Below are 26,096 nucleotides of genomic sequence, written 5' to 3' on the forward strand. Positions count from 1 at the left end.
AACCTCGCCGCAATGAAAAGTGGCACGGAGAATGGCAGAGGAACATTTCGCTATGACGAAAGAATGGCACCTCGCGCATGGACGAAGCATCCATGTGGGGACCAAGGCCATTATAATGGGCATACTAAATGTCACGCCTGACTCTTTTTCCGATGGCGGCCAACATGAAGAGTTGGAAAAGGCCATTGAAGCGGCTGGCCAGATGCTCGCTGATGGAGCGACAATCATCGATGTGGGCGGGGAATCGACCCGTCCCGGAGCCGCCGCCGTCGATGCCGAAACTGAAATCGCACGCGTTGTTCCCGTCATCGAGGCATTGGCAAGGAGATATGATTGCATCATCTCCATCGATACTTACCGCGCTGCAACGGCGCAGGCCGCGGTCAATGCCGGAGCACATATCGTCAATGACGTCTGGGGGCTCCAGCGCGAACCGGAAATTGCTCATGTAGCTAGATACAGCGGCGCGGGACTGGTCATCATGCACACCAGCAGGGATCGCCCCGTTCTTGCCGATGTCATTGAAGATCAGTTCTCGTTCCTCAATGTCTCGCTGAATATAGCGAAAGACGCAGGTATTGAAGAATCCCGCATCGTGCTCGATCCCGGGTTCGGCTTCGGCAAGAACAAGAATGAAGACGTTGCGCTTTTGGGCAGGGCGGATGAATTGCAAAAACTCGGGTTTCCGTTACTGGTCGGTACATCGCGCAAACGTTTTATTGGCGGTATGACGGGAAGGGATAATCCACTTGACCGTGATATAGGAACTGCGGCAACGTCGGTCGCACTGCGTTTGGCAGGTGCCGACATCTTCCGTGTTCACAATGTCGCTTTTAATAGAGACGCACTTGCCGTTGCAGATGATATCCTGCAATCAAGACGCAGCGAAAACAGAAAGTGAAGCCGTGTATACGATCCGAATGATGAATTGCGCGTTCTTTGCGCACCACGGCGTTTTCGATGAAGAGCATAAGCTCGGCCAGCGTTTTTATGTCGATGCCATTCTCGATGTCGATCCGGGCAACGCGCTGGAAAACGACGATATTGACGGCACTGTGCATTACGGTATCGCATTCGCCGTCATTCAGGACATTATCACGGGGCGCCAGCGCTATCTGATCGAAACGCTGGCTCTCGACGTTGCAAAAGCGCTCGCCGCCCGGTTTCCGCAGGTAAAGCGCGCGGAAATCACCGTACGCAAGCCGAACGCGCCAGTACCGGGTGTCCTGGACCATGTTGAAGTGACCGTGGTCTACCCGCAGTGAACACGAGCAAATCTTACCGCGCCTGGCTGGGGCTCGGCGGAAATATCGACGATCCCGTCGCCTCGATGGGCAAGGCCTTGCGCATGCTGGACGCACGTGCCGACACGAATATCGTCGGCGTTTCGGCAGTTTATCGCACGCCGCCATGGGGAAAGACGGACCAGGCGTGGTTTCACAATGCCTGCGCCGAAGTCGAAACTTCGTTGCAGCCATTGGAGTTGATTGCGACCTGTCTCGATGTTGAACGCTCTTTAAAGCGTGTCAGGCTGGAGAGATGGGGACCGCGCATTATCGATATAGATATACTGGCGATGCAGGATGAAGCGGGCAGGGCTGTCATTATGACTGACGCCGCTCTGGTATTGCCGCATCCACGTATGCACGAGCGCGCTTTCGTGCTCGTGCCGCTGAACGATATCGCGCCTTCTCTCGAAATCGGAGGCAAGACGATTGCCGACTGGAATGCCGGGATCGAACAGTCTGGAATAGAAAAAGCCCGCACAGATGCGGGCTGGTGGCGGGAATAGGGTCGGCTCAGTTCTTGGCGATGCTGCCGACAGCGATATTATCGACGCGCTTCAAATTCATGCCGATGACCGGAACCAGCTCCTTGTCGACGCGAACGGAAACCGTCACGTTCATCGTGTTCGGATCAGAGATGCGCGCGAGCATCGCACCGTTGAGCTGCTTGCGGTTAAGGCCGAAGACGACCTTGTTGCCGCTGACCGAACCCGATGTAACGTCAAGCCCCTTGCCTTCGGCGCCGTCGTTGAACTTCCCGGAATAAGCCGAGCCAACGCGTGTAACGGTGGCCTTCATCGGCTGCGAGAAAACGCCGACGCGGCAAGTGCCATCCAGCGTCATTCCAACGCTTTCATCCGGCGTCGATCCAGCGAGATTACAAACGAACTTCGTGCCTTTGTATTTTCCGGCAACGATTTCGCCCGGGCCCGACCATTGGCCTTCGATCGTTTGAAAGAACTGTTTGTCCTTGTCGGCGGCCAGAACCGGCGCGGCAGAAAATGACACGGGCAGCAGCGTCAGGCAGGCGGCGATGCAATTCTTCATATTCAGCTCTGTCCCGGATTCACGACCTTGATTGGACGTCATTCCTAATCGTTGTTTTTCAGCATGTCACGACCAAAACTGGCCGCACCTCGCAAACCGTCGGATATTCCGAGGCTGCCAAAAGCCGATTGAAGGGGAAGGGCACGGATTGAAGGGGAGTGTGCCGATACACCGGATCGCTCGATTCTGGCGCAGATTTCTATCTGCCATAATCGGCGGGAATGGTTAATGCTTCGGAAATAAACTGCTATTTTCCAGAAGGCTTCTTATCGGTGCGTTCACCGCTGATCCTTGCAAGATCGCCAATAAAGTCGCCGATACCGGGCCGTTTTTCGGCATTGAACGGGAATGGACGCACCACATCCATAGCTGCAATTCCGATGCGTGCCGTCATCAGCCCGTTGACCACGCCTTCGCCCAGTTTGGCCGACAGGCGGGAGGCAAGACCATGGCCGACAAGCTGTTGGATCACACTGTCTCCCATGGCGAGCGTGCCCGTCACGGCCAGATGAGCGATGACCCGGCGGGCAAGTTTAAGGAAACCCAATGTCCCGGGCCGACCGCCGTAGAGTTGTGAAAGCCTGCGGATCAGCCGGGCGGATTCAAAAATTACATATCCGATATCGACCAGCGCCCGCGGGCTGATCGCAGTGACAATCGAAACGCGTTTGGATGCATTCAGAATGAGTGCGCGCGCCTCTCGGTCGAGGGGGCGGAGAATTTCCGTTTCGGCAAGCTGGATCAGATTTCGCCCGTCAATGATATCGTCCGTGAGGCCGTCCAGAAGCTGTCGTCCGCGCGCAGTTTCAGGCAAGCCTGCCGCAATCGAGCGCAGCGCGTCCACGGCTTTTCTGGCCGCCGCCATATCGTCACGCTCAGCTGCATCTGCCGCGTCCTTGCGAAGATGCTGCACTGAAGCGAGGCGGCGGAGTGCTGCCAGTTCGCGAACGACGATGGCAATAAAGGCGGCAAGCGCAATTATAGCGACGCCCAAGGCGGTCCAGCCCAACCAGTCAGCGCGCGAAAACAGTGCTCGAATAAGGTCTTCAATCCAGATGCCGACGGCGAAGGAAACAAGTAAGCCGAGCGCGCCGAACAGTATTTTGCTGAGGGACCAGCCCTTGCGTTCGGGCGCTTCATAGGATGGGTCGAGGATCTCCAACTCGGCTGCCTCGTCGTCGCTCAAGGCGAAAACATCCGGTTGCGCGATAACCGCATCCAGGTCACGGACCGCGCGGGGACGGCGGGGCGCTTCATCCACCGTCTCGGGATGGATTGTGGGCTGATTTACCGTGAATGAAGCCGGTCTACGTGGTGTCTTCTCAGTCATGCGAGACGATCCCCAATCAGAAACTGCAAGGCGCGATCCAGCCTTATATGAGGCAGTGAAAGTGTCAGTCCTTCGGCGGTATGCTCAAGCCGCGGAGGGCGAAAACGGACGAAACGGATGGCCGGATCATCCTGCGCAAAAGACTTTTCAAAGATCGCATTGGGATTCTTCGGTAAGTCTCCGGGAAATATGGCTGTTTCGGTTTCACCATCGAACACTTCCCCGTCGATCTTCTCGCCCTTCAACGGGGTGCCCACGATGACCGGGAGAGTTTCCTTGCCCTGTGTCACGGTTGCCTCGCTGGTCGCGCGGACCGCAGCCATTGCGAGGACATCAATATCCGCGCCCGAAAAGTCAGCGCGTTCGATAGCTCGCTCGACCAGACGCCGCACGATGGCTTGCAGGCGGTCATGACTTTCATGGTGCAGATGATCGGCCTTCGTTGCCGCAACAAGGATACGCCCGATCCGGCGCTGGATCAGACCCGTCAGCAGATTGGCGCGCCCCGGCCGGAAACACGACAAAATATCGGTGAGCGCGCGTTCCAGATCGGCGACGACGGCGCCGCCTGCGTTCATCGCCTGCATGGCATCGATAAGCACGATCTGCCGATCGAGCCGCGCAATATGCTCGCGGAAGAATGGCTTGATGACGTAGGTTTTATAGGCTTCGTAACGCCGTTCCATCATTGCGCCCAGCGAGCCGGCCCTCAGATCGTCCGGTTTCAGGTTTGGAAGTGGCGCGAATGTCAGCGCGGGCGAGCCCTCAAGGTCTCCCGGCATCAGGAACCGTCCCGGCGGCAGGGTGGATAATGCGCGTTCATCGGCTTTGCCAGCACGCAAATAAGCCGTGAAACTTCTGGCGAGGCGCTGTGCCGTCAGTTCGTCTGCTTTTTCAGTAGGGTCAACGAGAGCGGCTTCACTAATCCACTCCTGGGCCAGATCCTTGTGTGTTGGCTCGTGGGCCAGAGCAAAGGAGTCCGCACTGAATTCCGCATAAGATTTGCCAAGCAGAGGCAAATCGAGCAGCCATTCGCCCGGGTAATCGACAATATCAACCGACAGCTTGCCCGGTGACAGCCAACGTCCCCAGGCGGAAGCGGATTCATATTCGATCGTGAGGCGCAGTTGGGAGATGGCGCGGGTGGAGTCCGGCCAGATACGCTCATCGATCAATGCCGACAGATGTTCTTCATATTGAAAGCGGGGGACAGCATCGTCCGGTTGCGGTTCGAGCAGGGCTCGTGAAATGCGGCCTGATTTATAGGCTTCGAACATCGGAAGCCTGCCACCGTGCAGCATGTTGTGAACGAGAGCCGTGATGAAGACCGTCTTTCCGGCGCGCGACAGACCCGTCACGCCGAGCCGCAATGATGGAGACAAAATCCCGGTCGCACGATCTGCCAACGTATCCAGTGCGATCTTCGCTTCGTCGCCAATACTTGTCAGCTTAGCCAATTAATCCTCGCCCAATTCACTGATCTGTCAGCGGTATAGATAGGGTGGCCCCAGCGGCCTTGGCAAGGAATGCCGGTTGCTTCGGGGAAAATCTACTGGGGCAGTATGAAGCTTTCCAGATAACCGGCGCCACGCTCAAGATCGGTGAGGGAGGCGGGAAACGTGATATTGGCCAGTGCGGCAGTAGGAAAGCCAGCGCGCAGTTTCAGAAGGCTATCTTTGTTGCCATCGCTACACAAGGCGAGTGCCAGGTCTTCGATACTGGGGTTATGTCCTACAAGCATCAGCGTCGCCGCATCCCCAAGTGTGCGTATGGCTTCCATGTAGTCAGCCGCGCCACCGCTGTAGATCGTATCGTCTACGATTGTTTCGACCTCGATACCCAGACGTTCAACAATGCCGAACGCAGTTTCTCGGGTTCTGCACGAACCGGAAAGAACCACCCGATCGGGATAAAGCCCGGTTGACTTCATAGCCCTTGCGAGCCGGTCGAGTGCGGCTTTGCCTTCCTGATCAAGAGGGCGATCGAAGTCCTTCATTCCCGGTCTGGCCCACACGGCTTTCGCGTGTCTTAGAAGAAGCAAGCGACTCATCTGTAACGTTCCAAGCTGTGTTTCTCCTGCATTTTTCGCCATAATCCGAGAGCGAATGAACGCTCCGGTTGCCTATTCTCCCGATTTTTTGATGGCTGTCAGCATTATTTACAGGTGGCATTTGGCTAATTATTGAGCTTCATGAACTTCTCCCGAGGGAGAGTGGTTTCGACTGAAAATATACCGATGTTTTCCGCAATTGATTGAAGTTATTCTGAAAGTGGCAAGAGCAAATTTTTGCGTTCAGCTCTATGTTGCATCATTTTTACGCATAATCATACAAAATTGATGCACTAAAAAGTAGTGAAGTACGCTTGTTTGATGTTGTGTCCTTGTTGCTATGGAACTATATAACCGCTCGCGTCTCCTAGATGTGGGGTAATTCAGAATGAGTGAATTGATTGACCTTGACTATAGGCCCACTGAAGACGAGCCGTTCATGAACGAGCGGCAGAAGTCTTATTTCCGTGCGAAACTGATCGCATGGAAGAATGATATTCTGCGTGAAGCGCGCGAAACGCTTGAGGCGCTGCAGCAGGAAAATGCCAACCATCCCGACCTGGCGGACAGGGCATCCTCCGAAACGGATCGGGCAATCGAGCTGCGAGCTCGCGACAGACAGCGCAAACTGATCTCAAAAATCGACGCGGCCCTGAGCCGCATTGATGAAGGAACATACGGTTTCTGCGAAGAGACGGGAGAGCCTATCAGCTTGAAGCGGCTTGATGCGCGTCCGATCGCTACGCTTTCAATCGAAGCACAGGAGCGTCATGAGCGTCGAGAAAAAGTCTATCGCGACGACTAACTGCGCCTTCCGGAACGTGTGAAACAGAGCGTCGACCTAATTCAATCTGATCGCAATATGCTCTAGGTCCGAGACGGTTTGAAAATTATAGGCTGCGGTTTCCGCAGCCTATTTTCTTTTATCGATATGACTTCGGCGGGAAATCAATCCCGGCGGATTCCATCCTTGGTCAATTCACCGAGGAGCTTTTCCATTTCGTCCTCGATATCGTCCTTTGTCTTGTCTTCGAGCCCATCGTCGGTTGCCGAAATATCAAGCGAACTCAGAAGCTCATTCTCGAAGAACTCGGTATCGAATGGGGCCGCTTCCTTGCTCTCCTCGCTGGTAGAGCTCTGCGAATTGATGTCTGCGGTGATGGCGTCCTGCAATGCATTGCCGAGGTCCGCCAGGTCATCACCGGGCGGTTCAGGTGAAACTGGCCCGGATACCGCCGGCTTTGACGCTGCAATCGGGATCTCAGGTTCGATGCGCTTCGGTTCGGAAGGCGTGGAGAATGCCGGCGCTGCCGTTGTGGATACCGTGGGACCCGTTACGTCGAGCGATGGAGATTTGTCCGCGACCGCTGTTTCACGCTCAGGAACGATACTGCCGAGATTTGCCGAGGCGACCGACGTAACGGCAGCAACGCCGGTAGCGGTGACACCACCTGAGGAGGTTGAACTCACCACTCCGCGCGAAACCTGGCTTAATGGATAGGCAGGGTGGGCGCGTGTTGACTGTGGCTGTGCCTGCGCGGGGCGGGGCGGCAATACTGTGCGCGGTTGTGGGGGATAATTCGGTGCGGGCCGTGGTTGTGGTCGAGCCTGCACCGGCTGAGCGGGTTTCGGTTCGACGGGCGATTGCGACGAGTGGGACGCCACAGCCGGAGCCTGGGGCGGAACACGAACCGGCGTAGCAGCCTGTGGGGCCGGTTCATCTCGTGCTGGCTCGGGTTTGCGGTAAGCCGGTGTTTCGATTGCGGAACTGATCTGGATCGCTTCGTCCTTCTCGTTCGCCGGAGGGGTCTGCAGCGACAGAGCAGGGGTCTTTTCATTGGTCAGCACTTCGTGCTGCTTGAAGCGTTCGATGTGCTCCGGTTCTATCCGAGAAGGCTGCACCCGCGCATGGGCCCGCGATTCCATGACGATATTCTGCTCCACCACAACGTCTGTGGGGCCGCCGATGAGCAACAGATGCTCCACATCGTCACGGCGAATAAGGACCAGCTTGCGCCTGCTGTCGACTGCCGCCGCATCCATCACGGAGAGCCGCGGTTGCCGCGTACGTCCGTTGGATACGTAAGTACCGCCGCTGAAACGGCGGATAATACTGAGAACAACGAAAATTCCGCAAAGAATGATCGCAAATATTAGGATGAAGCCGACAATATTAGCCGCGCTCTCTCCAACGATGCCGCTGAGCCATTCCTTCATGCGGATACCCTCTTATACAATAAACGAAAACCTACGATGAATGGAGACTGCGCTTCCCCCGACACTCCACATCATCGTGTTGTTCATACAGTAGATGAATTTCTAGGCCTTGGGAATGTTTCTTGGGAATGCGAGAAATATATGATCCCCAGGCAAAACAGTGCAAAAAAGTCCAATTTGCACCGTTTCAGTGCAGCAATGCTTGTACTGCTCGCCGAATAAAGCATTCTGCGAATCGGGTATACCCTGACATATCGGCTGCGCGGTCCCACGTGATAGCTGAACCGCGCGGAAAAGTGCATTCGAGAAAATCGGATATGCAGATGATTGAAATGACGTCTTGGCTGATCAAGAAGATGCACGGCACTTTGATGCCCGTTGATGTTCAGCCACGCAACATGAAAGGGCAGCTGGCTTGATGTCGCGACAGACGGACAATGCCTACCCGAAACCGCTCGTCATGCCCAAGCGCAATCGCAGTGGTGCCCTTCGCCTCCTGATCGTAGGCATATTGCTGACGGTTGCAGCCATCGCCTATTTTGTGTTTCGCGACCAGTTGGGAGATGGATTTGCCCTCGTTCTCATGGGCATTCTGTCAATGGTCGGCGTATTCTATCTTTTCGGCGCAGCGACAGGCCTCATTCAATTCAGCCAGAAGAACGGCGAGCAGGACCTCGCGCATTCCTTCATGGATTCGCAGCCGGAAGGGACAGTCATTTCTGACGCGCGCGGCCAGATCGTTTATGCCAACCAGGCTTATGCCATGATGACTGGCGTGGCGAATGCCGAAGGCGTCCGCTCCCTCGACAATGTGCTGACGGCGGAACCGGCTGCATCGGACGCAATTTACCGTCTGACGAATGCCGTGCGTGATGGCCTGTCGGCGCAGGAGGAAGTGCGTCTTTCGGGCGGTCTTTCCCGCGAGGGACGTGGTTCACTGGCACCGGTCTGGTATCGCATCAAGGCGCGTCCAATCGAGGCAGGGCAGGAATTCAAAAGTCCGCTCGTCGCGTGGCAGATTGCCGATATTTCCGACGAGCGTGCCGAGCAGGAGCGCTTCTTTCAGGAACTGCAGGAGGCGATCAATCATCTCGATCATGCGCCGGCTGGCTTCTTTTCGGCTGATCCTTCGGGCCGGATTATCTATCTCAATGCGACCCTCGCCGAATGGCTCGGCGTCGACCTGACCCAATTCACGCCGGGATCGTTGACGCTCAACGATATTGTGGCCGGCAGCGGAATGGCGCTCATCAAGGCAGTGAAGGCAGAGCCGGGCACAAGCCGCAATACCGTCATTGATCTGGATCTCATCAAGCGCAACGGGCAGAGCCTTGCCGTCCGGTTCTATCATCGTGTTCAGGCCGCGCGTGACGGAACGCGCGGCACGAGCCGCACCATTGTTCTTGATCGTGCGGAGGGCGAAGATTCGTCAATGGCGCTGCGCTCCGCCGAAGTGCGTTTCACGCGCTTCTTCAATTCGGCTCCGATGGCTATCGCTGCCGTTGATTCCGCCGGACATATATTGCGCACCAATGCGCGTTTCCTCGATATTTTCGCGCCTGTCGTTGATCGCGATGCGATTGACGGAAATGCGAAGCTCGAGATCGTCGTGCATGAGCGCGACCGCGAGACTTTCAACAGGGCGCTTACCGCTGCTTTTGCAGGACAGGCGAGCATTTCGCCCGTCGATACGGTGTTGCCGGGCAATGAAGAGCGGCATATCCGCTTCTACATGAGCCCCGTAACCGACCTGGGTGGCGAGCGCGCCGAAGAAGCTGCGATTATCTCTGCGGTTGAGACGACGGAGCAGAAGGCCCTCGAAAACCAGATGGCGCAGAGCCAGAAGATGCAGGCCGTTGGCCAGCTTGCAGGCGGCATCGCGCATGACTTCAATAATGTGCTTACTGCCATCATCATGTCGTCGGATTTGCTGCTGACCAATCACCGCGCATCCGATCCGTCTTTCCCAGACATCATGAACATCAAGCAGAACGCCAATCGGGCCGCCTCGCTTGTGCGCCAGTTGCTCGCATTCTCCCGCCGTCAGACGCTGCGTCCGGAAGTGCTCGACCTGACGGACGTTCTGGCGGACTTGCGCATGCTTCTGGCACGTCTGGTTGGCAAGGACATCGAGCTGAAAATCGATCATGGTCGCGATCTATGGTCGGTCAAGGCCGATCTCGGGCAGTTCGAACAGGTTGCGGTCAATCTGGCGGTGAATGCGCGCGATGCCATGCCGGAAGGCGGTGAAATTACGCTGCGCACCCGCAATGTGCCGATGCAGGAAGCCGCGAAGCTTCATTATCGCGATCTGCCGGAGGCGGATTATGTAGTCTTCGAAGTTGAAGACACAGGAACAGGCATACCCGCAGACGTGCTTGAAAAGATTTTTGAGCCGTTCTTTACCACGAAGGAAGTGGGCAAGGGCACCGGCCTTGGCTTGTCGATGGTCTATGGCATCATCAAGCAGACCGGTGGCTTCATCTATTGTGATTCCGAAGTCGGAAAAGGCACGACGTTCAAGATATTCCTGCCGCGTCACATTGAGGAAAAACGCGCAGATGACGCGCCTGTCGTCGTGAAGGAAAAGAAGGTGGAGAAAGCCACCGATCTTTCAGGTTCCGCGACGGTTCTTCTGGTGGAAGACGAGGATGCAGTCCGCATGGGCGGGGTGCGTGCACTCCAGTCGCGCGGCTACACGGTGCATGAAGCGGCGTCCGGCGTCGAAGCGCTTGAAGTGATGGAAGAGCTGGGCGGCGAGGTGGATATTGTCGTATCGGACGTGGTCATGCCCGAAATGGACGGCCCGACATTGCTGCGTGAACTGCGCAAGACGCATCCGGATATAAAGTTCATCTTTGTATCGGGTTACGCTGAGGACGCCTTTGCACGTAATCTTCCCGCGGACGCCAAGTTCGGATTCTTGCCAAAGCCGTTCTCGCTCAAGCAATTGGCAACGACAGTTAAGGAAATGCTGGAGAAGCAGGACTAATGCTTCGTTGGCTTTGAACATGAAGGGCAATATCGCCATTATCGGGGGCGGGCCATCGGGTTTGATGGCCGCCGAAAGACTATCCGCTCTGGGCCACCGGGTGACGGTTTACGAGCAGATGCCGACGGTTGGCCGCAAGTTTCTGCTTGCCGGAAAATCCGGCCTGAACATCACGCATTCAGAAGATTTTACAGCTTTCGCCAAACGGTTCGGCTCAAGCAGCGAGCTTTTCTTGCCAGCCTTGACGGCCTTTGGTCCCATCCAGTTGCGCAAGTGGGCCGATGAATTGGGGGCCGACACGTTCGTCGGCTCTTCTGGCCGTGTTTTTCCCAAAGCGATGAAGGCATCGCCGCTTTTACGCGCCTGGGTAAAACGTCTCGAAAATCAGGGCGTTCGTATTCTTACCCGGCATCGTTGGCTTGGTTTCGAGGGCAAGGGCCTGCGAATTGAAAAGCCGGATGGCGTTGAAGTCATCACATGCAACGCTGCGCTCTTTGCCTTTGGCGGCGGAAGCTGGCCGAAACTCGGTTCGAACGGGGCTTGGATCGACGAATTTCGACGCAAGGCAATCGACATGGCGCCGTTTCGCTCCGCCAATTGCGGTTTTGATGTCGTGTGGAGCGATTTCTTTGCCCAACGTTTCGCCGGTGAACCGGTAAAGTCTGTCACAGTCACGTCTGATGCAGGCACGACACAAGGCGAGTTCGTCATTACCCGGGGCGGTGTCGAGGGGAGCCTCATCTACGCGCATTCCGCAGCCCTGCGCGACAGCTTGGAGGAAAACGCGCAGACGTTCCTGACCCTCGATCTTGCGCCGGGACGAACTGTCGAGCGCTTGGAAAGCGATATTGCCCGGCAGGATGCAAAGCTGAGTTTTGGAAACCTGTTGCGCAAGGCAGCGGGGCTTACAGGCGTAAAAGCCGCGCTCGTGACCGAGTTTACGCGTGACAGAAGCCCGAAAGCGCTGGCCTCCACCATCAAGGCGCTCTCCATTCCGCTTATTCGTCCGCGCCCGCTTGAGGAAGCGATTTCGTCGGCTGGCGGCATTCGGTGGCATGAAATCGATGGGCACTACATGCTGCCGAAGCTTCCCGGCGTTTTCGTTGCCGGAGAAATGATCGATTGGGAGGCGCCCACTGGCGGTTATCTTCTGACTGCCTGTTTCGCGATGGGCCGTGCGGCGGCCGATGGAATCGACGCATGGATCAAGGCTGGCAACGCGCTTGACGCGAGATGACGCGAGACTGGCTTCTTCAAGTGGAAATCAGCATAGGCGGATATGCGATGTGCTCACTACAGGTTAAGCTGGTGGAGTTGGATTGAATGTTTGCCGTCTGAGGGGAAGGTACATTCGCATGAATACAGCTTCTGCCACCGCCGCACATCCGCTTCTGAGAGAAAGAGACGGGCACCATGCCCGGGTAACATTCGAGGAACTGTTCTTCGATCTGGTCTATGTTTTCGCGGTTACGCAACTCAGCCATGAGCTTTTGCACAATCTGACATTAACCGGCGTGGCGGAAACGCTTATCCTTTGGTTCGCCGTGTGGCTCGGCTGGCAATATACGTGCTGGGTGACAAACTGGTTCAACCCGGAGACGCCGCAGATACGCAGCCTTCTGTTTTGTATCATGCTGCTCGGTCTGGTGATGGCTTCTTCTATCCCAGGCGCATTTGCAAAGAAAGGCTGGATATTCGCGCTGGCTTATGTGGCCATGCAGCTCGGCCGGACCGGCTATATCGTTTTTGTCCTTGGGCAGAAGCATCCGCTTGCCGCCAATTACCGGCGAATGCTCGGCTGGCTCACCATTGCAGCCGTCTTCTGGATCGCCGGTTGTTTTGTTGAACATGAAATCCGCATGGCTTTCTGGCTGATCGCCGTGCTTTGCGAATATCTATCGCCGATGTTCGGCTTTGCATTGCCGGGCCTCGGGCGTTCCCATACGAGGGACTGGACCATCGAGGGAGGGCATCTGGCGGAACGTTGCCAATTGTTCGTGATCGTCGCGCTTGGCGAAACACTGCTCGCTACCGGTGCATCGCTGTCCAATGCCGATGTCTGGAATGTCGCCTTGATATCCGCTGTGCTTGCAACCTTCGGCGGCACACTCGCGATGTGGTGGCTATATTTCGGAACTTCGAGCAAGGACGCGACAGAAACGATCACTCACTCCCCAGACTCAGGGCGGATTGGCGCATATTTCCATTATGTCCATGCAATACTGGTCGCCGGCATTATTGCGACGGCAGTGGGAAACGATCTGGTGATGGAACATCCACATGATCCGCTGAAAACTGCCTATGTTCTTATTCTTGTCGCTGGACCGGCAATCTATCTGATGGGCAGCGCGATCTACAAAAAAGTTGTCTATGGCCTGATCCCGGCGTCGCACATTTTTGGCGTGCTGGCCCTGCTGATAGCCATTCCCATAGGTTACGCGGCCAATCTCTTACAGATGGGAATCCTGACGACGGTAATCATGCTGGTCGTGAGTGTCTGGGAAGGGCTCAACAAGCGGCTGCGCGCCCCTGCAATGATGAGTTAACTGGACTTCCAGCTCGTCTGTCCAATCCCTATCTACGAAGTCAGACCCGTGTTTTGGAACTTGTAGCGCACCATGTCAGATATGCAGCCCGCCGATGAACCAGCAGCCGAAAATACTCATGTCAAAGTTGCCCGAAAGGTCGACATCGTAGTCATTGGCGCCGGGCAGGCAGGGCTTTCTTCAGCCTATCACCTGAACAGGCTCGGTCTTGCCGGAGAACGGCAATTCGTGGTTCTCGACAAGGCTCCAGGGGCGGGCGGGGCCTGGCAATTTCGATGGCCTTCGCTGACGCTCAAGACTGCAAACGCCATTCACGATCTGCCTGGCATGAAGTTTGAAGATATCGTCGAAACGGAGAATGGCGAAGTGCGCGCGTCGGTGGCCGTCCCGCAATATTATCGGGCTTATGAAGAAAAGTTCGATCTTCCCGTGCATCGTCCCGTAACCGTAAGAGTTGTCTGTGATCGTGGCGAGCGGATTCGGGTGGAGACCGATCAGGGCAATTACTCGGCTCGCGGGGTAATCAACGCGACCGGCACATGGGAGAGGCCCTATGTTCCGCCTTATCCGGGTGCGGAACTGTTCAGAGGCCAGCAGCTACACACTCATGATTATCAGACAGCGGGGGAGTTCAGAGGTAAACGTGTTCTGGTGGTCGGCGCTGGCATCTCGGCCGTGCAGCTTCTGGACGAAATATCGCGCGTGACGGAAACCGTATGGGTGACGCGGAAGGAGCCTGCATTCAGGGAAGGACCATTTACGCCTGAACTGGGGCGCGCTGCGGTGGCCCTGGTCGAGGAGCGTGTGCGCCGAGGCTTGCCGCCGGGATCGGTCGTTTCTGTGACCGGCTTGCCGCTGACTCCGGCCATTGAAGCAGCGCGGGCTCGCGGTGTGCTCAACCGGCTGCCAATGTTCAAGGAGATTACGGAAACCGGGGTTCGTTGGGACGACGGAAGTGAACAATCTTTCGACGTGATCTTGTGGTGCACCGGATTTCGCAGTTCGCTCGATCATCTTGCCCCGCTGCAGTTGCGCAACTCCGAAGGCGGCATTCTCATGACCGGGCGTCTGGCGACACAGGTGGCTGCCGATGCCCGCATTCATCTCGTTGGATACGGTCCGTCAGCTTCGACCATCGGTGCAAACAGGGCAGGTGGCGCGGCAGCGCGGGAGTTGGCAAGCCACCTTGGACTGATATGATCTGATGCAACCAATTTTGCGAGGGGCAGCATGCGGCGAATTCTGAAGTTTGCAGGGGGGCTTCTGCTTGCCACCCTGCTTGGAGCAATCGTGTGGCTGGCTGACAAACCGCCTGAACTTTTGCGTGTCGGCACGGGCTACGCCGCCAAGATCGTCTGTTCAAATGTCTTCATAGCAGGACGTGATGCTGCCAGTGTTCTTGCAGACGATGTTCAGGCACCGGGGAATCCGTTGCTCCGGTTTCTCAATGCATCCGTCGACAAGGATCGCGGCAGCGTAACAGTGCGCATTTTCGGCTTTTTCGCGCCAAGTACCGCAACCTACCGCCCGGCGCTTGGATGCGCGAATATCCACCAAAGTGATTTGCGGCTTGAATTACCGACGGGGCCGCAAGTGCCGGCAGAGCCCATCCAAATCGAGAGCGACCCGGCGATACAGGCCGTAATCGAAAACGATGCCCTGGCTGGCCCCGGCATGCGGGCGATTGCCGTTATCCGCGACGGCAAACTGATCGCGGAGAATTATGGTCCGGGCTTTAATGCTGATACGCCCTTGCTGGGATGGTCGATGACCAAATCCGTCATGGCAACGCTGATCGGCATGCGCATCGCAGAGGGACGCATGGCGACGGAACGTACGGACCTTTTGCCTGAATGGAAGAATGACGGCCGGTCGAAGATTTCCCTGGCAAACCTTTTGGCGATGAACAGCGGCCTGAGCTTCGATGAGGATTACGGCACCGTGGCGGATGTCACGCGTATGCTTTTTCTCGAACCGGACATGACCCGATTTGCCGCTTCGTTGCCGCTGGAGGAAGCACCCGGCACGAAGTTCAACTATTCCAGTGGAACGGCGAATATTCTATCAGAGCTGTTCATGGATAGTTTCAACAGCCGCGAAGAGGCGCTGGCCTATCCTCGACTTGCGCTTTTCGGCCCGCTTGGCATGCGCAGCACCATTCTGGAGGCTGACGCTTCGGGCGTCTTTGTCGGCTCCTCTTATATGTACGCGACGGCGCGCGAATGGGCACGTCTGGGTGCATTTCTCGCAGATGGCGGAAAGCTTTACGGAAGACCGGTACTGCCTGCGGACTATGTTTCGTTCATGCGCAAGCCCTCGCCGGAGTCGCAGGGGCGTTACGGTTCTGCGCAGGTCTGGCTTCAACTGGGCGGCGTGAAAGCAGGTGAAGACGGTATTCCCGAAGATGCTTTCTGGATGTCGGGACATGACGGGCAAAGTGTCATGGTCGTTCCGTCAATGCATCTTGCCGTGGTTCGCCTTGGCCTGACACCGTCCCGCACTGGCTATAACGTTCAATTGCTGAACGCCAAAATCATTGAGGCTCTCCGCAGGGAGCGTTGAACGTCAGTTTGCGAAAATCGTTGCCGCTCGGATTTTGGAAAGCGCTCAGGCCGAATTCTGGCAGTACCGCATAGAGGTGATCGAAAATGTCGGACTGGATCTGTTCGAATGATGCCCAGACCGTTGTGTTGGCGAAACAATAGATCTCCAGCGGCAAACCTTCGGGCGTAGGGTCCATCTGGCGCACCAGCAGCGTCATACCCTTGTGCACGCCGGGATGGTTGCGAAGATAATTTTCTACATAGGCCCGAAACGTGCCTATATTGGTGAACTGACGCCGGTTGACCGGATTGTTGGCGCGGTCGCCCAGCTTCTGGTTCCATTCGGCGATTTCCTTGGCTTTCTTAGGCAGATATTCCGCCAGCCAATCGACTGTGCCCAGTCTGGCGCGCTCTTCTTCCGATAGAAATCGAATGGTGTTCTGATCGATGTAAAGAGCACGCTTGATCCGCCGCCCACCAGATTCCTGCATGCCGCGATAGTTCTTCATCGGCTCCGTGATGAGCTTGCGGATGGGGATTGTGGTGATCGTCTTGTCGAAATTCTGCACCTTGACCGTATAGAGCGCGATCTCCGTGACATCGCCATTGGCGTCGAGGTTCTTCATCTCGATCCAGTCGCCGACACGCACCATGTTGGAGGAAGCGATCTGCATACTGGCGACGAGGGAAAGCAGCGTATCCTGAAAGACGAGGATCAGCACTGCCGCCATGGCACCGACACCGGAAAGCAGGATAACCGGCGATTTGTCCAGCAAGGTGGCAATGATGAGAACCGTCGCGATGATATAGACCGCCAGCTTGGCGACCTGGATATAGCCCTTCATAGGGCGGAATCTCGCCTCTGGACGACGGTGATAGAGCGTATCGACAAGCCCAAAGGCCGAATTAACTGCCAATGCCAGCGTCAGAATGATGAAGGCTATGGCCACATTCCGAATGACGGTGATCACGCCCTCAGGCAGACCCGGCACGGCCATGATCCCGGATGAAATAATCAAGGCAGGAACGATATTGGCAAGGCGGCTGATGACCCCGTGCCTCTTAAGCTCTTCGTCCTGTCCGAAAGATGTCTTCTCGACAATCCGATCGAGCAGCTTCAGCAAGATGGCCTTGATGAGAAAATTCGCGATGAATGCCGAAAGGAATAATCCGCCGAGCGCAGCAAGCGTCTCGGCCCAAGGATGAGCGAGCAAGAATTCCGACAATATTCTTTTCCGGGACCTGTTTTCGATACGGAGTTTTATTGTGCGTAGCGTGGTTGAGCGCTGAATTCAACCGTGGGGCGTGTTTTGCCTATGAAAACCCCGGCTGGGTCGCCGGGGTAATTTTCTGTTCCATTTTCCGTGACGGAATTTGCCAGCTCTACTGAGCGGGTGCCGGGGAGGCTGGCGCAGGCGCGGTCCCGCTTGCGGGAGTGTCAGTCGCTGGCGCGTTGGTCTCCGTTGCCGCAGATGGATCCGCGACACCATCAGCAAAGAATTTTGAACGGTCGAAGGCCGGTGCGTCATTCAGCTGCTGCTTGTTGGCCTTGATGACCAGCCACGTTTTTCCGTCACTGCGCGTAGCAAGCTGAAGTTGGTCAGGGCTGACCGCGACGTCCTTTTCACCAACACCGAGGAAACCGCCGACACCGATAATGGCCGCTTCGATCTGACCATCGGGGCTGGCGATCAGGTCATTCAGTTTGCCCACTGACTGTGCGTCAGGCGCATCGCTTTCATAAACGCTTCGCCCGATGAAGGACGAAACAAGCAACTGCCCTTCTTTCGGTTCCACAAAGCCGACCTTGCCCGCTTCGCCCGTTATGGGCTTGCCGAACATGTCCTTGGATGAAACCGGCATGTCTTGCGTGGTTGCGGGCGCTTCTGCCGGAGCAGGCGAGGGAGTTGCTGTTTGGGCGAAAGCCGATCCGCCGATCAGCAAAGCACAGGTCGTCGTCAGAAGTGTAGTTCTGAACATAACTATCTCCTTTATACGTTCCGGTTATTCAATCCAAACGCTGAAATTGCTCCTTCGTTCCAAAATTCATTGCAATCTGCCAAGAGTTACAGCTCTGCCTACGGCGGAATATCTATCCCCGCTACCATTCGACAAACAAAAGCCCGCGCGAGGCGGGCTTTCAGTATTACTGTTTTTACCGACGACCTTTAGCTGCAGCCGCTCGTTGCGCCGCAAGTGTCGCACTTCAGGCAGGTGCCGTTGCGAACCATGGTGAAGTTCTGGCACTCGGTGCAGCTGTCGCCCGTATAGCCCTGCATCATCGATTTGATGCGGCGATCAGCTTCCAGCTTCTTGGCGGCATTTGCGCTTTCCGCACGGGCCGAGGCAGCATCTGCGGCGGCCTTGTCAGAGAACAGCTCCGTTGCCGATGTGCTGTCCTGCTGTTGCGCCGGTGCAGGCTGTTCCTCGAATTCGCGTTTGAAAGCCGTTGCGCCATCCGTGACCAAGCCGATTGTTGCCGGGCGATTACCCGCCGGAGTGGTCGACTTCAAGGTGGTGACGTTGGAGGCCTGCGGCGCAGAACTCGTCGATCCCTTGGCTTCGTTGTTCGAATTCGTCACGAGCGTGGGCTTATATCCACGCGTCCAACCGGTGGAAACCAGATTGGTCTTGCCTTCCTTGATGCCTTTGCCCAACGCCGTATTGCCGAAATCGCTCGTATCGACATGGGCGAGGTCATTGCGACCGAGATAGGACACAGCCAGTTCACGGAAGACATAATCGATGATCGACGTCGCGGTCTTGATGGCATCGTTGCCGATAACCATGCCGGCTGGTTCGAATTTCGTGAAAGTGAAAGCCTCCACATATTCTTCAAGCGGCACGCCATACTGCAGGCCGAGGGAAACGGCGATGGCGAAGTTGTTCATCATTGCGCGGAAGGCGGCGCCTTCCTTGTGCATGTCGATGAAGATCTCGCCGAGACGTCCGTCGCCGAATTCGCCAGTGCGCAGATAGACCTTGTGTCCGCCGACGACTGCCTTCTGGGTATAACCCTGACGACGGTTCGGCAGCTTTTCGCGTTCGTGGACGATCTTCTCGACAACCTTCTCGACGATGCGTTCGGTAACCTGAACGGCACGAGCGGCTGCCGGTGCTTCAATCAATGCCTCGATTGCGTCGTCTTCATCCTCATCGTCCGCGATCAGCGAGGCGTTGAGCGGCTGGGAGAGCTTGGAGCCATCACGATAAAGCGCGTTGGCCTTGAGCGCCAGCTTCCATGAAAGCATGTATGCGTCTTTGCAGTCTTCGACGGTTGCATCGTTCGGCATATTGATCGTCTTGGAGATCGCGCCCGAAATGAACGGCTGCGCGGCAGCCATCATACGGATGTGGCTATCCACCGAGAGATAACGCTTGCCGATCTTGCCGCATGGATTGGCGCAATCGAACACGGCGTAGTGTTCTTCCTTCAGGAAGGGAGCGCCTTCGAGGGTCATCGCGCCGCAAACATGAATGTTGGCAGCTTCGATTTCCTTGCGGGTAAAGCCAAGCGCAGGCAGCATTTCGAACGAGAAATCATTGAGCTGCTCGTCCGTGAGCTTCAGCACATCCTTGCAGAAATCTTCGCCCAGCGTCCACTTGTTGAAAGCGAACTTGATGTCGAACGCACTCTTGAGAGCCGCATTCAGGGCTTCGATCTTCTCATCGGTGAAGCCCTTGGACTTCAGGGAAGAGGGATTGATGCCAGGCGCCTGATTGATGTTGCCGTGGCCGACAGCATAGGCTTCGATTTCGGCAATCTGGCTTTCCGAGTAGCCGAGCGTGCGGAGTGCTTCCGGCACGGCGCGGTTGATGATCTTGAAGTAGCCGCCACCGGCAAGCTTCTTGAACTTCACCAGAGCGAAGTCCGGTTCGATGCCGGTTGTGTCGCAATCCATGACGAGGCCGATTGTGCCGGTCGGCGCAATAACGGTTGCCTGTGCATTGCGATAGCCATGCTTTTCGCCCAGTTCCAGCGCCTTGTCCCAGGCCGCACGAGCATGGACGATCATATCCTGATCCGGGCAATCTTCGGCAATCAGCGCGACCGGGTTGACGGCGAGGCCTTCATAACCTTGGGTTTCACCATGTGCGGCGCGGCGATGGTTGCGAATGACGCGCAGCATGTGCTGTGCGTTCGGCTCGTAGCTCGGGAAGGTGCCCAGTTCCTTCGCCATTTCGGCGGAGGTCGCATAGGCCACGCCGGTCATGATCGCCGTCAGCGCACCGCAAATAGCGCGGCCTTCGTCGGAGTCATAAGGAATGCCGGAAGTCATCAGCAGGCCGCCAATATTGGCATAGCCGAGGCCGAGCGTGCGGTATTCATAGGAGAGGCGGGCGATTTCCTTGGACGGGAACTGCGCCATCATTACCGAGATTTCGAGAACGATGGTCCACAGGCGCGCCGTGTGCTCGTAAGCTGCAATGTCGAACGAACCGTCCTTGTTGCGATAGGTGAGCAAGTTGATCGACGCCAGATTGCAGGCCGTATCATCGAGGAACATATATTCCGAGCACGGATTGGAGGCGCGGATAGGACCAGCCGTCGGGCAGGTGTGCCAGTCGTTCATGGTCGTGTTGTAGTGCAGGCCCGGATCGGCGGACGCCCAGGCGGCGTAACCGATCTTTTCCCAAAGGTCGCGCGCCTTGAGCGTCTTCATGACGCGACCGTCGCGGCGTGCGGTGAGGTTCCAGTCACCGTCATTTTCGACAGCGCGCAGGAATTCGTCCTTCAGCGAGACGGAGTTGTTGGAGTTCTGGCCCGAAACGGTGAGGTAGGCTTCCGAATCCCAATCAGTATCGTAGGTCTTGAACTGAATGTCGGTGTAGCCCTGACGTGCGAACTGGATCACGCGCTTGACGTAGTTTTCCGGGACCTGGTTCTTCTTCGCGGCCCGGATTTCACGCTTCAGGGCAGGGTTCTTCGCCGGGTCGAAGCAATCGTCCCGAGTCGCTTCAGACCCGGCTTCGCAATTGACGCAAGCCTTCATGATGGCCGTCAGATGCTGCTTGACGATCTTGGAGCCGGTGACGAGCGAAGCAACCTTCTGCTCCTCCTTCACCTTCCAGTCGATATATTCCTCGATATCCGGGTGATCGATATCGACAACGACCATCTTGGCGGCACGGCGGGTCGTGCCGCCGGACTTGATGGCGCCCGCAGCGCGGTCGCCGATCTTCAGGAAGCTCATGAGGCCGGAGGACTTGCCGCCGCCAGAAAGCTTTTCACCTTCGCCGCGCAGATAAGAGAAGTTGGAACCGGTGCCCGAACCATATTTGAACAGGCGCGCCTCGCGGACCCAAAGGTCCATGATGCCGCCTTCATTGACCAGATCGTCGCCGACGGACTGGATGAAGCAGGCATGTGGCTGCGGATGTTCGTAGGCCGACTTGGACTTGGTCAGCTTGCCAGTCTGCCAGTCGACGTAAAAATGGCCCTGGCCGGGACCATCGATGCCATAGGCCCAGTGGAGGCCGGTGTTGAACCATTGCGGGCTGTTTGGCGCCACGCGCTGCGTTGCGAGCATATAGGCAAGCTCGTCCCGGAAGGCGAGGGCATCTTCTTCGGAGGCGAAATAGCCGCCTTTCCAGCCCCAGTAGGTCCAGGTGCCTGCGAGACGGTCGAAAACCTGGCAGGCATCCATCTCGGAGCCATAGCGTTCGTTTTCCGGCAGCTTGGCGAGTGCTTCCTCATCGGCGACCGAGCGCCAGAGCCATGAAGGGACGTCGTTTTCCTCAACCTTTTTCAGCTGTGCGGGGACGCCGGCCTTGCGAAAATACTTCTGGGCGAGAATGTCAGCGGCCACCTGGCTGAACTGCGCGGGCACATTGATGTTCTCGAGGCGGAATACGATGGACCCATCGGGATTCTTGATCTCGCTGGTCGCAGTCCGGAACGCGATGTCCGCATAGGCCGACTGATTCTCTTTCGTGAAACGGCGTTCGATCTTCATCTGTCCCATCCAAACGTTCTATATATAGTAGCTTTAGTGACGGTTTTCAGCCACGGCCTGTCTGTATCGCGTCTCTGTCAAAACAGCTCTTCTGCGGGGAGGAGCGTCTTGTTGGGGAGAAAGCTCCCGGAAATCCGCTTCCGCCTCTTTCAATCCCACGAAAAAAAACGCCTCAGGGGAGCTTGATTGCAACCTTGCTAACGCTATTCGCGATTAAAAATCAGCAGAACGAAAAATACATTATCTTGTAAGGAGTGTGAGCGCAAATACTAAATCTAGTGTTAACGCTGTTTCTTTCCGACGCTGCATCTGCTTCTCCAAAGACCGGAATGCCCAGAATACGGGCGCAAGAAAGCACCGAGCGAAAAACACACTTCCAAAGCGCGACGCTCGTTCGATACTCAACTTGACCGAAAAAAGATCGACGGATTTACAACGCCCGACCACGCTACTTACGCAACGATAGTCTCATAAAAAACGACTCGGCTTCGAGCGTCAAGCAATGGTTTGCTGCAACGCTCCAGCATCTAGATATTGTGCGTAACCAGTTGGGGCAAATGTGGATAACGGGGAGAAGCGACAGTTTTAAGAAACAAGCCGGCTAGAGAACGAAGGGGCCTGGAACCTCGCCTTCTCGTGGCGCTTCCTGGAGCAATTTCGGTAGGATTTTCTATAGAAAGGGGAAATCCCGGCAAATAGGTCGCAAGCCGGGACAAATTGCGGTGGCGGGGCGGCTAGCTGCCTACTCGGCGGCCGCCGCTATTCCCGAATCACCAAACTGGTTCAGAATCTGCTTCAATTCACTTTCTTCGACACGACGTGCAGCTTCCTGCGGCGATACCCACTCGCTGATGCGTTGGTCCCGCTCAGGCCAGTCTTTTTCCTGACCTGTGAATTGCACGGCAAATACCGCAGCCACGAACTGGTTTATGCGCTCGGGCGGCAGGTCCGTCTTGCAGTAGCAAAAACTGCCAATCGGTATTGGAGAGACTTCGCCGCGAATGCCAGCTTCTTCATAGGCTTCGCGAAGAGCGGTTTCTGCAAGGGTACGACCCACTTGCGGCCAGCCCTTGGGAATGATCCATCGCCCTGTGCCGCGGCTCGTGATGACGAGAACCTTGAGTGCGCCCATGTCGCGACGATGCACAAGTGCTGCAACCTGCTGCAAACGACCCGAAGGCGTAAGAATACGCTTTTCGGTTGCAATAAGTTGTTTGGCTTGCGACTTCACCGCGAAAATCCCCTCTTTCTTTATAGCATGATCCGATTCGCCAAAATAACAACTGATTACTTAGACTGCGAACCTTCGAAAATGTTCCAAAAAATCTTTTAATTTAAAGGCATTACTGAAATTACGAGATGGGATAGCAGCTTAGGAAAGGCATTTCGCCCTTGGTCGGCGTTATTTCGGTGGGGTTTCTATAAAGTGCGATTGCGGCGGAAATATCACCGCAATCGCATTCGTTTATTTTCGTTTGGTAGCGTTATGACCCGGCAAAGCGGAAAGCCACCAGTTCCAGCAGAAGTGGAATCCCTATGGATTTAGGGCAAGTTCTCTCCGGATTTAGCCGCGCTTTCCGCCTGCAATCGGTTCCTGATAGGTGAAGCCCATATCCCACGGGAAGTAGATCCACGTGTCCTGCGATACTTCCGTCACGAAGGTATCGATCAGCGGGCGGCCTTTCGGCTTGGCATAAACGGTTGCAAAATGGGCCTTCGGCATCATTTCGCGAACGATGGCGGCAGTCTTGCCCGTATCGGTCAGATCGTCGACGACGATGACGCCTTCACCGCCATTTTCAAGAAGCGTTTCGCTTACGCCCTTGAGAATCTGCATGTCTCCTTGCGATGTGTAGTCATGATAGGAGGCGATGCAGACGGTTTCGATGAGGCGAATGCCGAGTTCGCGGCAAACGATGGCCGCTGGAACCAGTCCGCCACGCGTAATGGCAACAATTGCGTGCCAATCGCGGTTCATGCCGGCGATCCGCCAGGCGAGGGCGCGGGCATCGCGGTGGAACTGGTCCCAGGAAACGGGAAAGGCTTTATCTGGCAAGGACATCGAAACGCTCCGTGGAACGATCCGGAGTTTGTTCTCCGGACCTTTTAAAACCAAAAATGCGCTGTGACGGTTGCCAAGCGCTGTAACTGTCAGGATCTGCGGCTTTTCCACCCGCGCCAATTTAGGCAGGCGGCGAGTAAGGAAAAGGCTCTCCACCCGGCACAGTCAGCGCCGGGTGATGCTGATAACCGCAAAAATGGCGTTCTTGCAAGCGTGTCGTGCGATCACATGGGGGCTGAACGACCAAACTGGTCCTCAGCCATGACTTTTAACGCGAGAAAAGTGTGAGGATTGGCAATTCGTTCAACATGGAGCGCGTCACGCCGCCAAAGACCAGTTCTCGCAACCTTGAATGACTATAGGCGCCCATCACGAGAAGATCGGAACGTTGCGCAATAATGTGCTCCCGCAAAGCATCCTGGGCGTAGCGTCCGTTAGAGGCGATTGCCGTCGGCGTTACTTCGATGCCGTGGCGCGAAATTGATTCTGCGATATCGTGACTTGCCAGCGCCTGATCCTCGCCTTCGATTTCCGGTGGATCAACCCAAACGATTTCCGTCCTGTCCGCATGTTTCATCAGGGGCAGGGCGTCGAAGGCAGCGCGGGCGGCTTCACGCTTGCCGTTGAAGGCGACGACAATACGATCCAGTGAAACCATAGGCAGCACCGGTGCATAGGGTACGAGCAGAACAGGGCAGCTTGAATTGAAAACGATGGTATCGGCGGTCTCGTCGTTGGTGGCCGGATCGTCCGGGTCCGGTTGTCCGGCGATCAGCAATTCCGCGCCAAGACAAGCCGTCAGCACACCGTCTGCGGCTGTGCCCGTTTCCGAGCGCGTGATGCGATACTCATAATTGGTGCCCTGACGGCGCATTTCCTCTTCAAAGACATGTTTCAATCTTTCGGAGAGTTCCTTGTGCTGCTTGTCATGCAGTTCGAACATTCCGGGATCGATGAAGCCGTTCGGGTCGGCATAGACGATGGGCGAAGGAGTGGCATACAGCCCGATGACATGAATATCGGGCAGCTTCTGCTTCAAAAGTCCAACGGCGGACAAAACCCGCTTCAACTCGGATTCACTGCGAGAATAGGCAACCACCGTCTTGTAGGACATGACAGAACTCCTTCCGGCTGTGTATCTATTTTAGCATATAATGCAACGAGTTGCGCAGGCAAAAGGTTGCAGGCGATCAAGCAGCGCCCATCTTTTCGAGTGAAGAGATCATTTTCTCGATTGCGTCGATCGCCGTATCAATTTTCACAGGATCGCTGCCCCGGACGACAAGTTCGGTGCTGAAGCGCCCGTTCTCGAATTTCGGGTAGGAACCGATGATCGTATCCGGGTTTTCTTTCTGGATTTCGGTCAGGGGCGCACCGATCACGCCTTCGCCAAAGGGACAGCGCACGGATTTCGACAGAAGCTTCCGTCCGGTCTTCAGCGTGGGCAGTACGTTGTCGAGCATCGCCTGAAACACGGAGGGTACGCCAGCCATCACATAGACATTGCCGATATGAAAGCCGGGAGCAGCTGAGATGGGATTCGCTATATGCTCCGAGCCTTGCGGCATGCGCGCCATGCGCTTGCGCGAGTCGGTAAATTCCAGCCCGCGCTTCGCGTAATTATCACCGAGCAGCCTCATGGCTTTCTCGTCATAGATGCAAGGTACGCCGAACGCCGTCGAAACAGCATCGGCAGTGATATCGTCATGGGTGGGACCTATCCCCCCTGACGTGAAGACGTAATCATAATGCGGTCGCAGCGCATTGAGAGCGTCTACGATGGCCGCTTCCTCGTCCGGAACAATCCGTACTTCCTTCAGATCGATGCCGGCCGCTGTGAGCACATCGGCAAGATGCCCGATATTCTTATCCTTGGTGCGGCCAGAGAGAAGCTCGTCGCCAATTGCCAGCATCGCGGCCCTGACGGCTTGCTGCGGATTGTTGGTCATATCCAGACTCCATTTTCTAGCGTCAGTTAAGCGCCAGCAGGACGAGGCTGCAACTGCTTTATTTCAGCATTTCATTCGTTTGGCTGCGGTTGCGCCTTTCCAAAGGAGGCCGCTCCC

At 56.2% G+C, this 26,096-nt stretch carries 21 protein-coding genes; 9 read left to right on the forward strand and 12 right to left on the reverse strand.

Annotated features, from left to right (window positions below):
* The first annotated feature begins 52 nt into the window (after positions 1–52).
* The 3 genes from folP (at position 53) to folK (ending at position 1,792) form a co-directional block, all read left to right on the forward strand.
* Positions 53–901: a dihydropteroate synthase gene (gene folP, locus ABWW28_RS04250; protein WP_025089519.1), complete on the forward strand. Its 849-nt coding sequence runs from the start codon at positions 53–55 to the stop codon at positions 899–901.
* Between the two features lie 4 nt (positions 902–905).
* Positions 906–1,265: a dihydroneopterin aldolase gene (gene folB / locus ABWW28_RS04255; RefSeq protein WP_006470502.1), complete on the forward strand. Its 360-nt coding sequence runs from the start codon at positions 906–908 to the stop codon at positions 1,263–1,265.
* Positions 1,266–1,330: 65 nt separating this feature from the next.
* Entirely contained in the window at positions 1,331–1,792 is a 462-nt protein-coding gene (gene folK, locus ABWW28_RS04260) for a 2-amino-4-hydroxy-6-hydroxymethyldihydropteridine diphosphokinase (protein WP_235694277.1), read from the forward strand.
* Between the two features lie 7 nt (positions 1,793–1,799).
* Here the strand turns inward: folK and ABWW28_RS04265 are convergent, their stop codons facing one another.
* From ABWW28_RS04265 to ABWW28_RS04280, 4 genes are all read right to left on the reverse strand, one after another.
* Positions 1,800–2,333 carry a hypothetical protein gene (locus ABWW28_RS04265; protein WP_025089520.1) on the reverse strand — a complete coding sequence of 178 codons (534 nt, stop codon included), beginning with the start codon at positions 2,331–2,333 and terminating at the stop codon, positions 1,800–1,802.
* Positions 2,334–2,580: 247 nt separating this feature from the next.
* Positions 2,581–3,663 carry a YcjF family protein gene (locus tag ABWW28_RS04270; protein WP_025089521.1) on the reverse strand — a complete coding sequence of 361 codons (1,083 nt, stop codon included), beginning with the start codon at positions 3,661–3,663 and terminating at the stop codon, positions 2,581–2,583.
* Positions 3,660–5,120: a YcjX family GTP-binding protein gene (locus tag ABWW28_RS04275; RefSeq protein ID WP_176588204.1), complete on the reverse strand. Its 1,461-nt coding sequence runs from the start codon at positions 5,118–5,120 to the stop codon at positions 3,660–3,662. The genes ABWW28_RS04270 and ABWW28_RS04275 overlap by 4 nt, the downstream gene beginning before the upstream one ends.
* Before the next feature lie 92 nt (positions 5,121–5,212).
* A complete protein-coding gene (locus ABWW28_RS04280; RefSeq protein ID WP_025089522.1) occupies positions 5,213–5,713 on the reverse strand; it encodes a SixA phosphatase family protein in 501 nt (166 codons plus the stop codon).
* Positions 5,714–6,101: 388 nt separating this feature from the next.
* Between ABWW28_RS04280 and dksA the strand changes: the two genes are divergently transcribed.
* On the forward strand, positions 6,102–6,518 hold the full coding sequence (gene dksA, locus ABWW28_RS04285) for an RNA polymerase-binding protein DksA (RefSeq protein WP_006466858.1): 417 nt from the start codon (positions 6,102–6,104) through the stop codon (positions 6,516–6,518).
* Between the two features lie 143 nt (positions 6,519–6,661).
* On the opposite strand, the gene ABWW28_RS04290 is transcribed toward dksA, so the two are convergent.
* Positions 6,662–7,930, reverse strand: coding sequence for a flagellar biosynthetic protein FliO (locus ABWW28_RS04290; RefSeq protein ID WP_021585160.1), 1,269 nt, complete (start codon positions 7,928–7,930; stop codon positions 6,662–6,664).
* Positions 7,931–8,348: 418 nt separating this feature from the next.
* Here ABWW28_RS04290 and cckA point away from each other — a divergent pair, with 418 nt between their 5' ends.
* The 5 genes from cckA to ABWW28_RS04315 all read left to right on the forward strand — a co-directional run bounded on the left by cckA (position 8,349) and on the right by ABWW28_RS04315 (position 16,030).
* Positions 8,349–10,922: a cell cycle histidine kinase CckA gene (cckA, locus tag ABWW28_RS04295; protein WP_021585159.1), complete on the forward strand. Its 2,574-nt coding sequence runs from the start codon at positions 8,349–8,351 to the stop codon at positions 10,920–10,922.
* 19 nt (positions 10,923–10,941) lie between these two features.
* Positions 10,942–12,159 (forward strand): TIGR03862 family flavoprotein, encoded by a 1,218-nt coding sequence (locus ABWW28_RS04300; protein WP_021585158.1) that lies wholly within the window; start codon positions 10,942–10,944, stop codon positions 12,157–12,159.
* Positions 12,160–12,277: 118 nt separating this feature from the next.
* Complete coding sequence (locus ABWW28_RS04305) at positions 12,278–13,468, forward strand: low temperature requirement protein A (protein ID WP_021585157.1); 1,191 nt, start codon at positions 12,278–12,280, stop codon at positions 13,466–13,468.
* 72 nt (positions 13,469–13,540) lie between these two features.
* Positions 13,541–14,668: an NAD(P)-binding domain-containing protein gene (locus tag ABWW28_RS04310; protein ID WP_021585156.1), complete on the forward strand. Its 1,128-nt coding sequence runs from the start codon at positions 13,541–13,543 to the stop codon at positions 14,666–14,668.
* 30 nt (positions 14,669–14,698) lie between these two features.
* Positions 14,699–16,030: a serine hydrolase domain-containing protein gene (locus tag ABWW28_RS04315; RefSeq protein ID WP_021585155.1), complete on the forward strand. Its 1,332-nt coding sequence runs from the start codon at positions 14,699–14,701 to the stop codon at positions 16,028–16,030.
* Here ABWW28_RS04315 and ABWW28_RS04320 read toward each other — a convergent pair.
* The 7 genes from ABWW28_RS04320 to ABWW28_RS04350 all read right to left on the reverse strand — a co-directional run bounded on the left by ABWW28_RS04320 (position 16,002) and on the right by ABWW28_RS04350 (position 25,979).
* Complete coding sequence (locus ABWW28_RS04320; protein ID WP_021585154.1) at positions 16,002–17,237, reverse strand: mechanosensitive ion channel family protein; 1,236 nt, start codon at positions 17,235–17,237, stop codon at positions 16,002–16,004. The genes ABWW28_RS04315 and ABWW28_RS04320 overlap by 29 nt on opposite strands.
* Positions 17,238–17,394: 157 nt before the next feature.
* Positions 17,395–17,991 (reverse strand): PRC-barrel domain-containing protein, encoded by a 597-nt coding sequence (locus ABWW28_RS04325; protein WP_006466849.1) that lies wholly within the window; start codon positions 17,989–17,991, stop codon positions 17,395–17,397.
* 188 nt (positions 17,992–18,179) lie between these two features.
* Positions 18,180–21,968, reverse strand: a complete 3,789-nt coding sequence (locus ABWW28_RS04330; protein ID WP_025089525.1) for a vitamin B12-dependent ribonucleotide reductase — start codon at positions 21,966–21,968, stop codon at positions 18,180–18,182.
* Positions 21,969–22,710: 742 nt separating this feature from the next.
* Positions 22,711–23,199, reverse strand: coding sequence for an NUDIX hydrolase (locus ABWW28_RS04335; RefSeq protein ID WP_021585152.1), 489 nt, complete (start codon positions 23,197–23,199; stop codon positions 22,711–22,713).
* A 333-nt stretch (positions 23,200–23,532) separates the two neighbouring features.
* A complete protein-coding gene (gene gpt / locus ABWW28_RS04340) occupies positions 23,533–24,030 on the reverse strand; it encodes a xanthine phosphoribosyltransferase (RefSeq protein ID WP_006470476.1) in 498 nt (165 codons plus the stop codon).
* Between the two features lie 268 nt (positions 24,031–24,298).
* Positions 24,299–25,144, reverse strand: a complete 846-nt coding sequence (locus ABWW28_RS04345; protein ID WP_006466834.1) for a universal stress protein — start codon at positions 25,142–25,144, stop codon at positions 24,299–24,301.
* 76 nt (positions 25,145–25,220) lie between these two features.
* The gene (locus tag ABWW28_RS04350) at positions 25,221–25,979 is read right to left on the reverse strand and encodes a competence/damage-inducible protein A (RefSeq protein ID WP_021585151.1); all 759 of its coding nucleotides are present in this window, start codon (positions 25,977–25,979) and stop codon (positions 25,221–25,223) included.
* Positions 25,980–26,096 lie beyond the last annotated feature (117 nt).

Origin of the sequence: Brucella sp. NBRC 14130 (assembly GCF_040371715.1) — a bacterium.
GTDB lineage: Bacteria > Pseudomonadota > Alphaproteobacteria > Rhizobiales > Rhizobiaceae > Brucella > Brucella intermedia.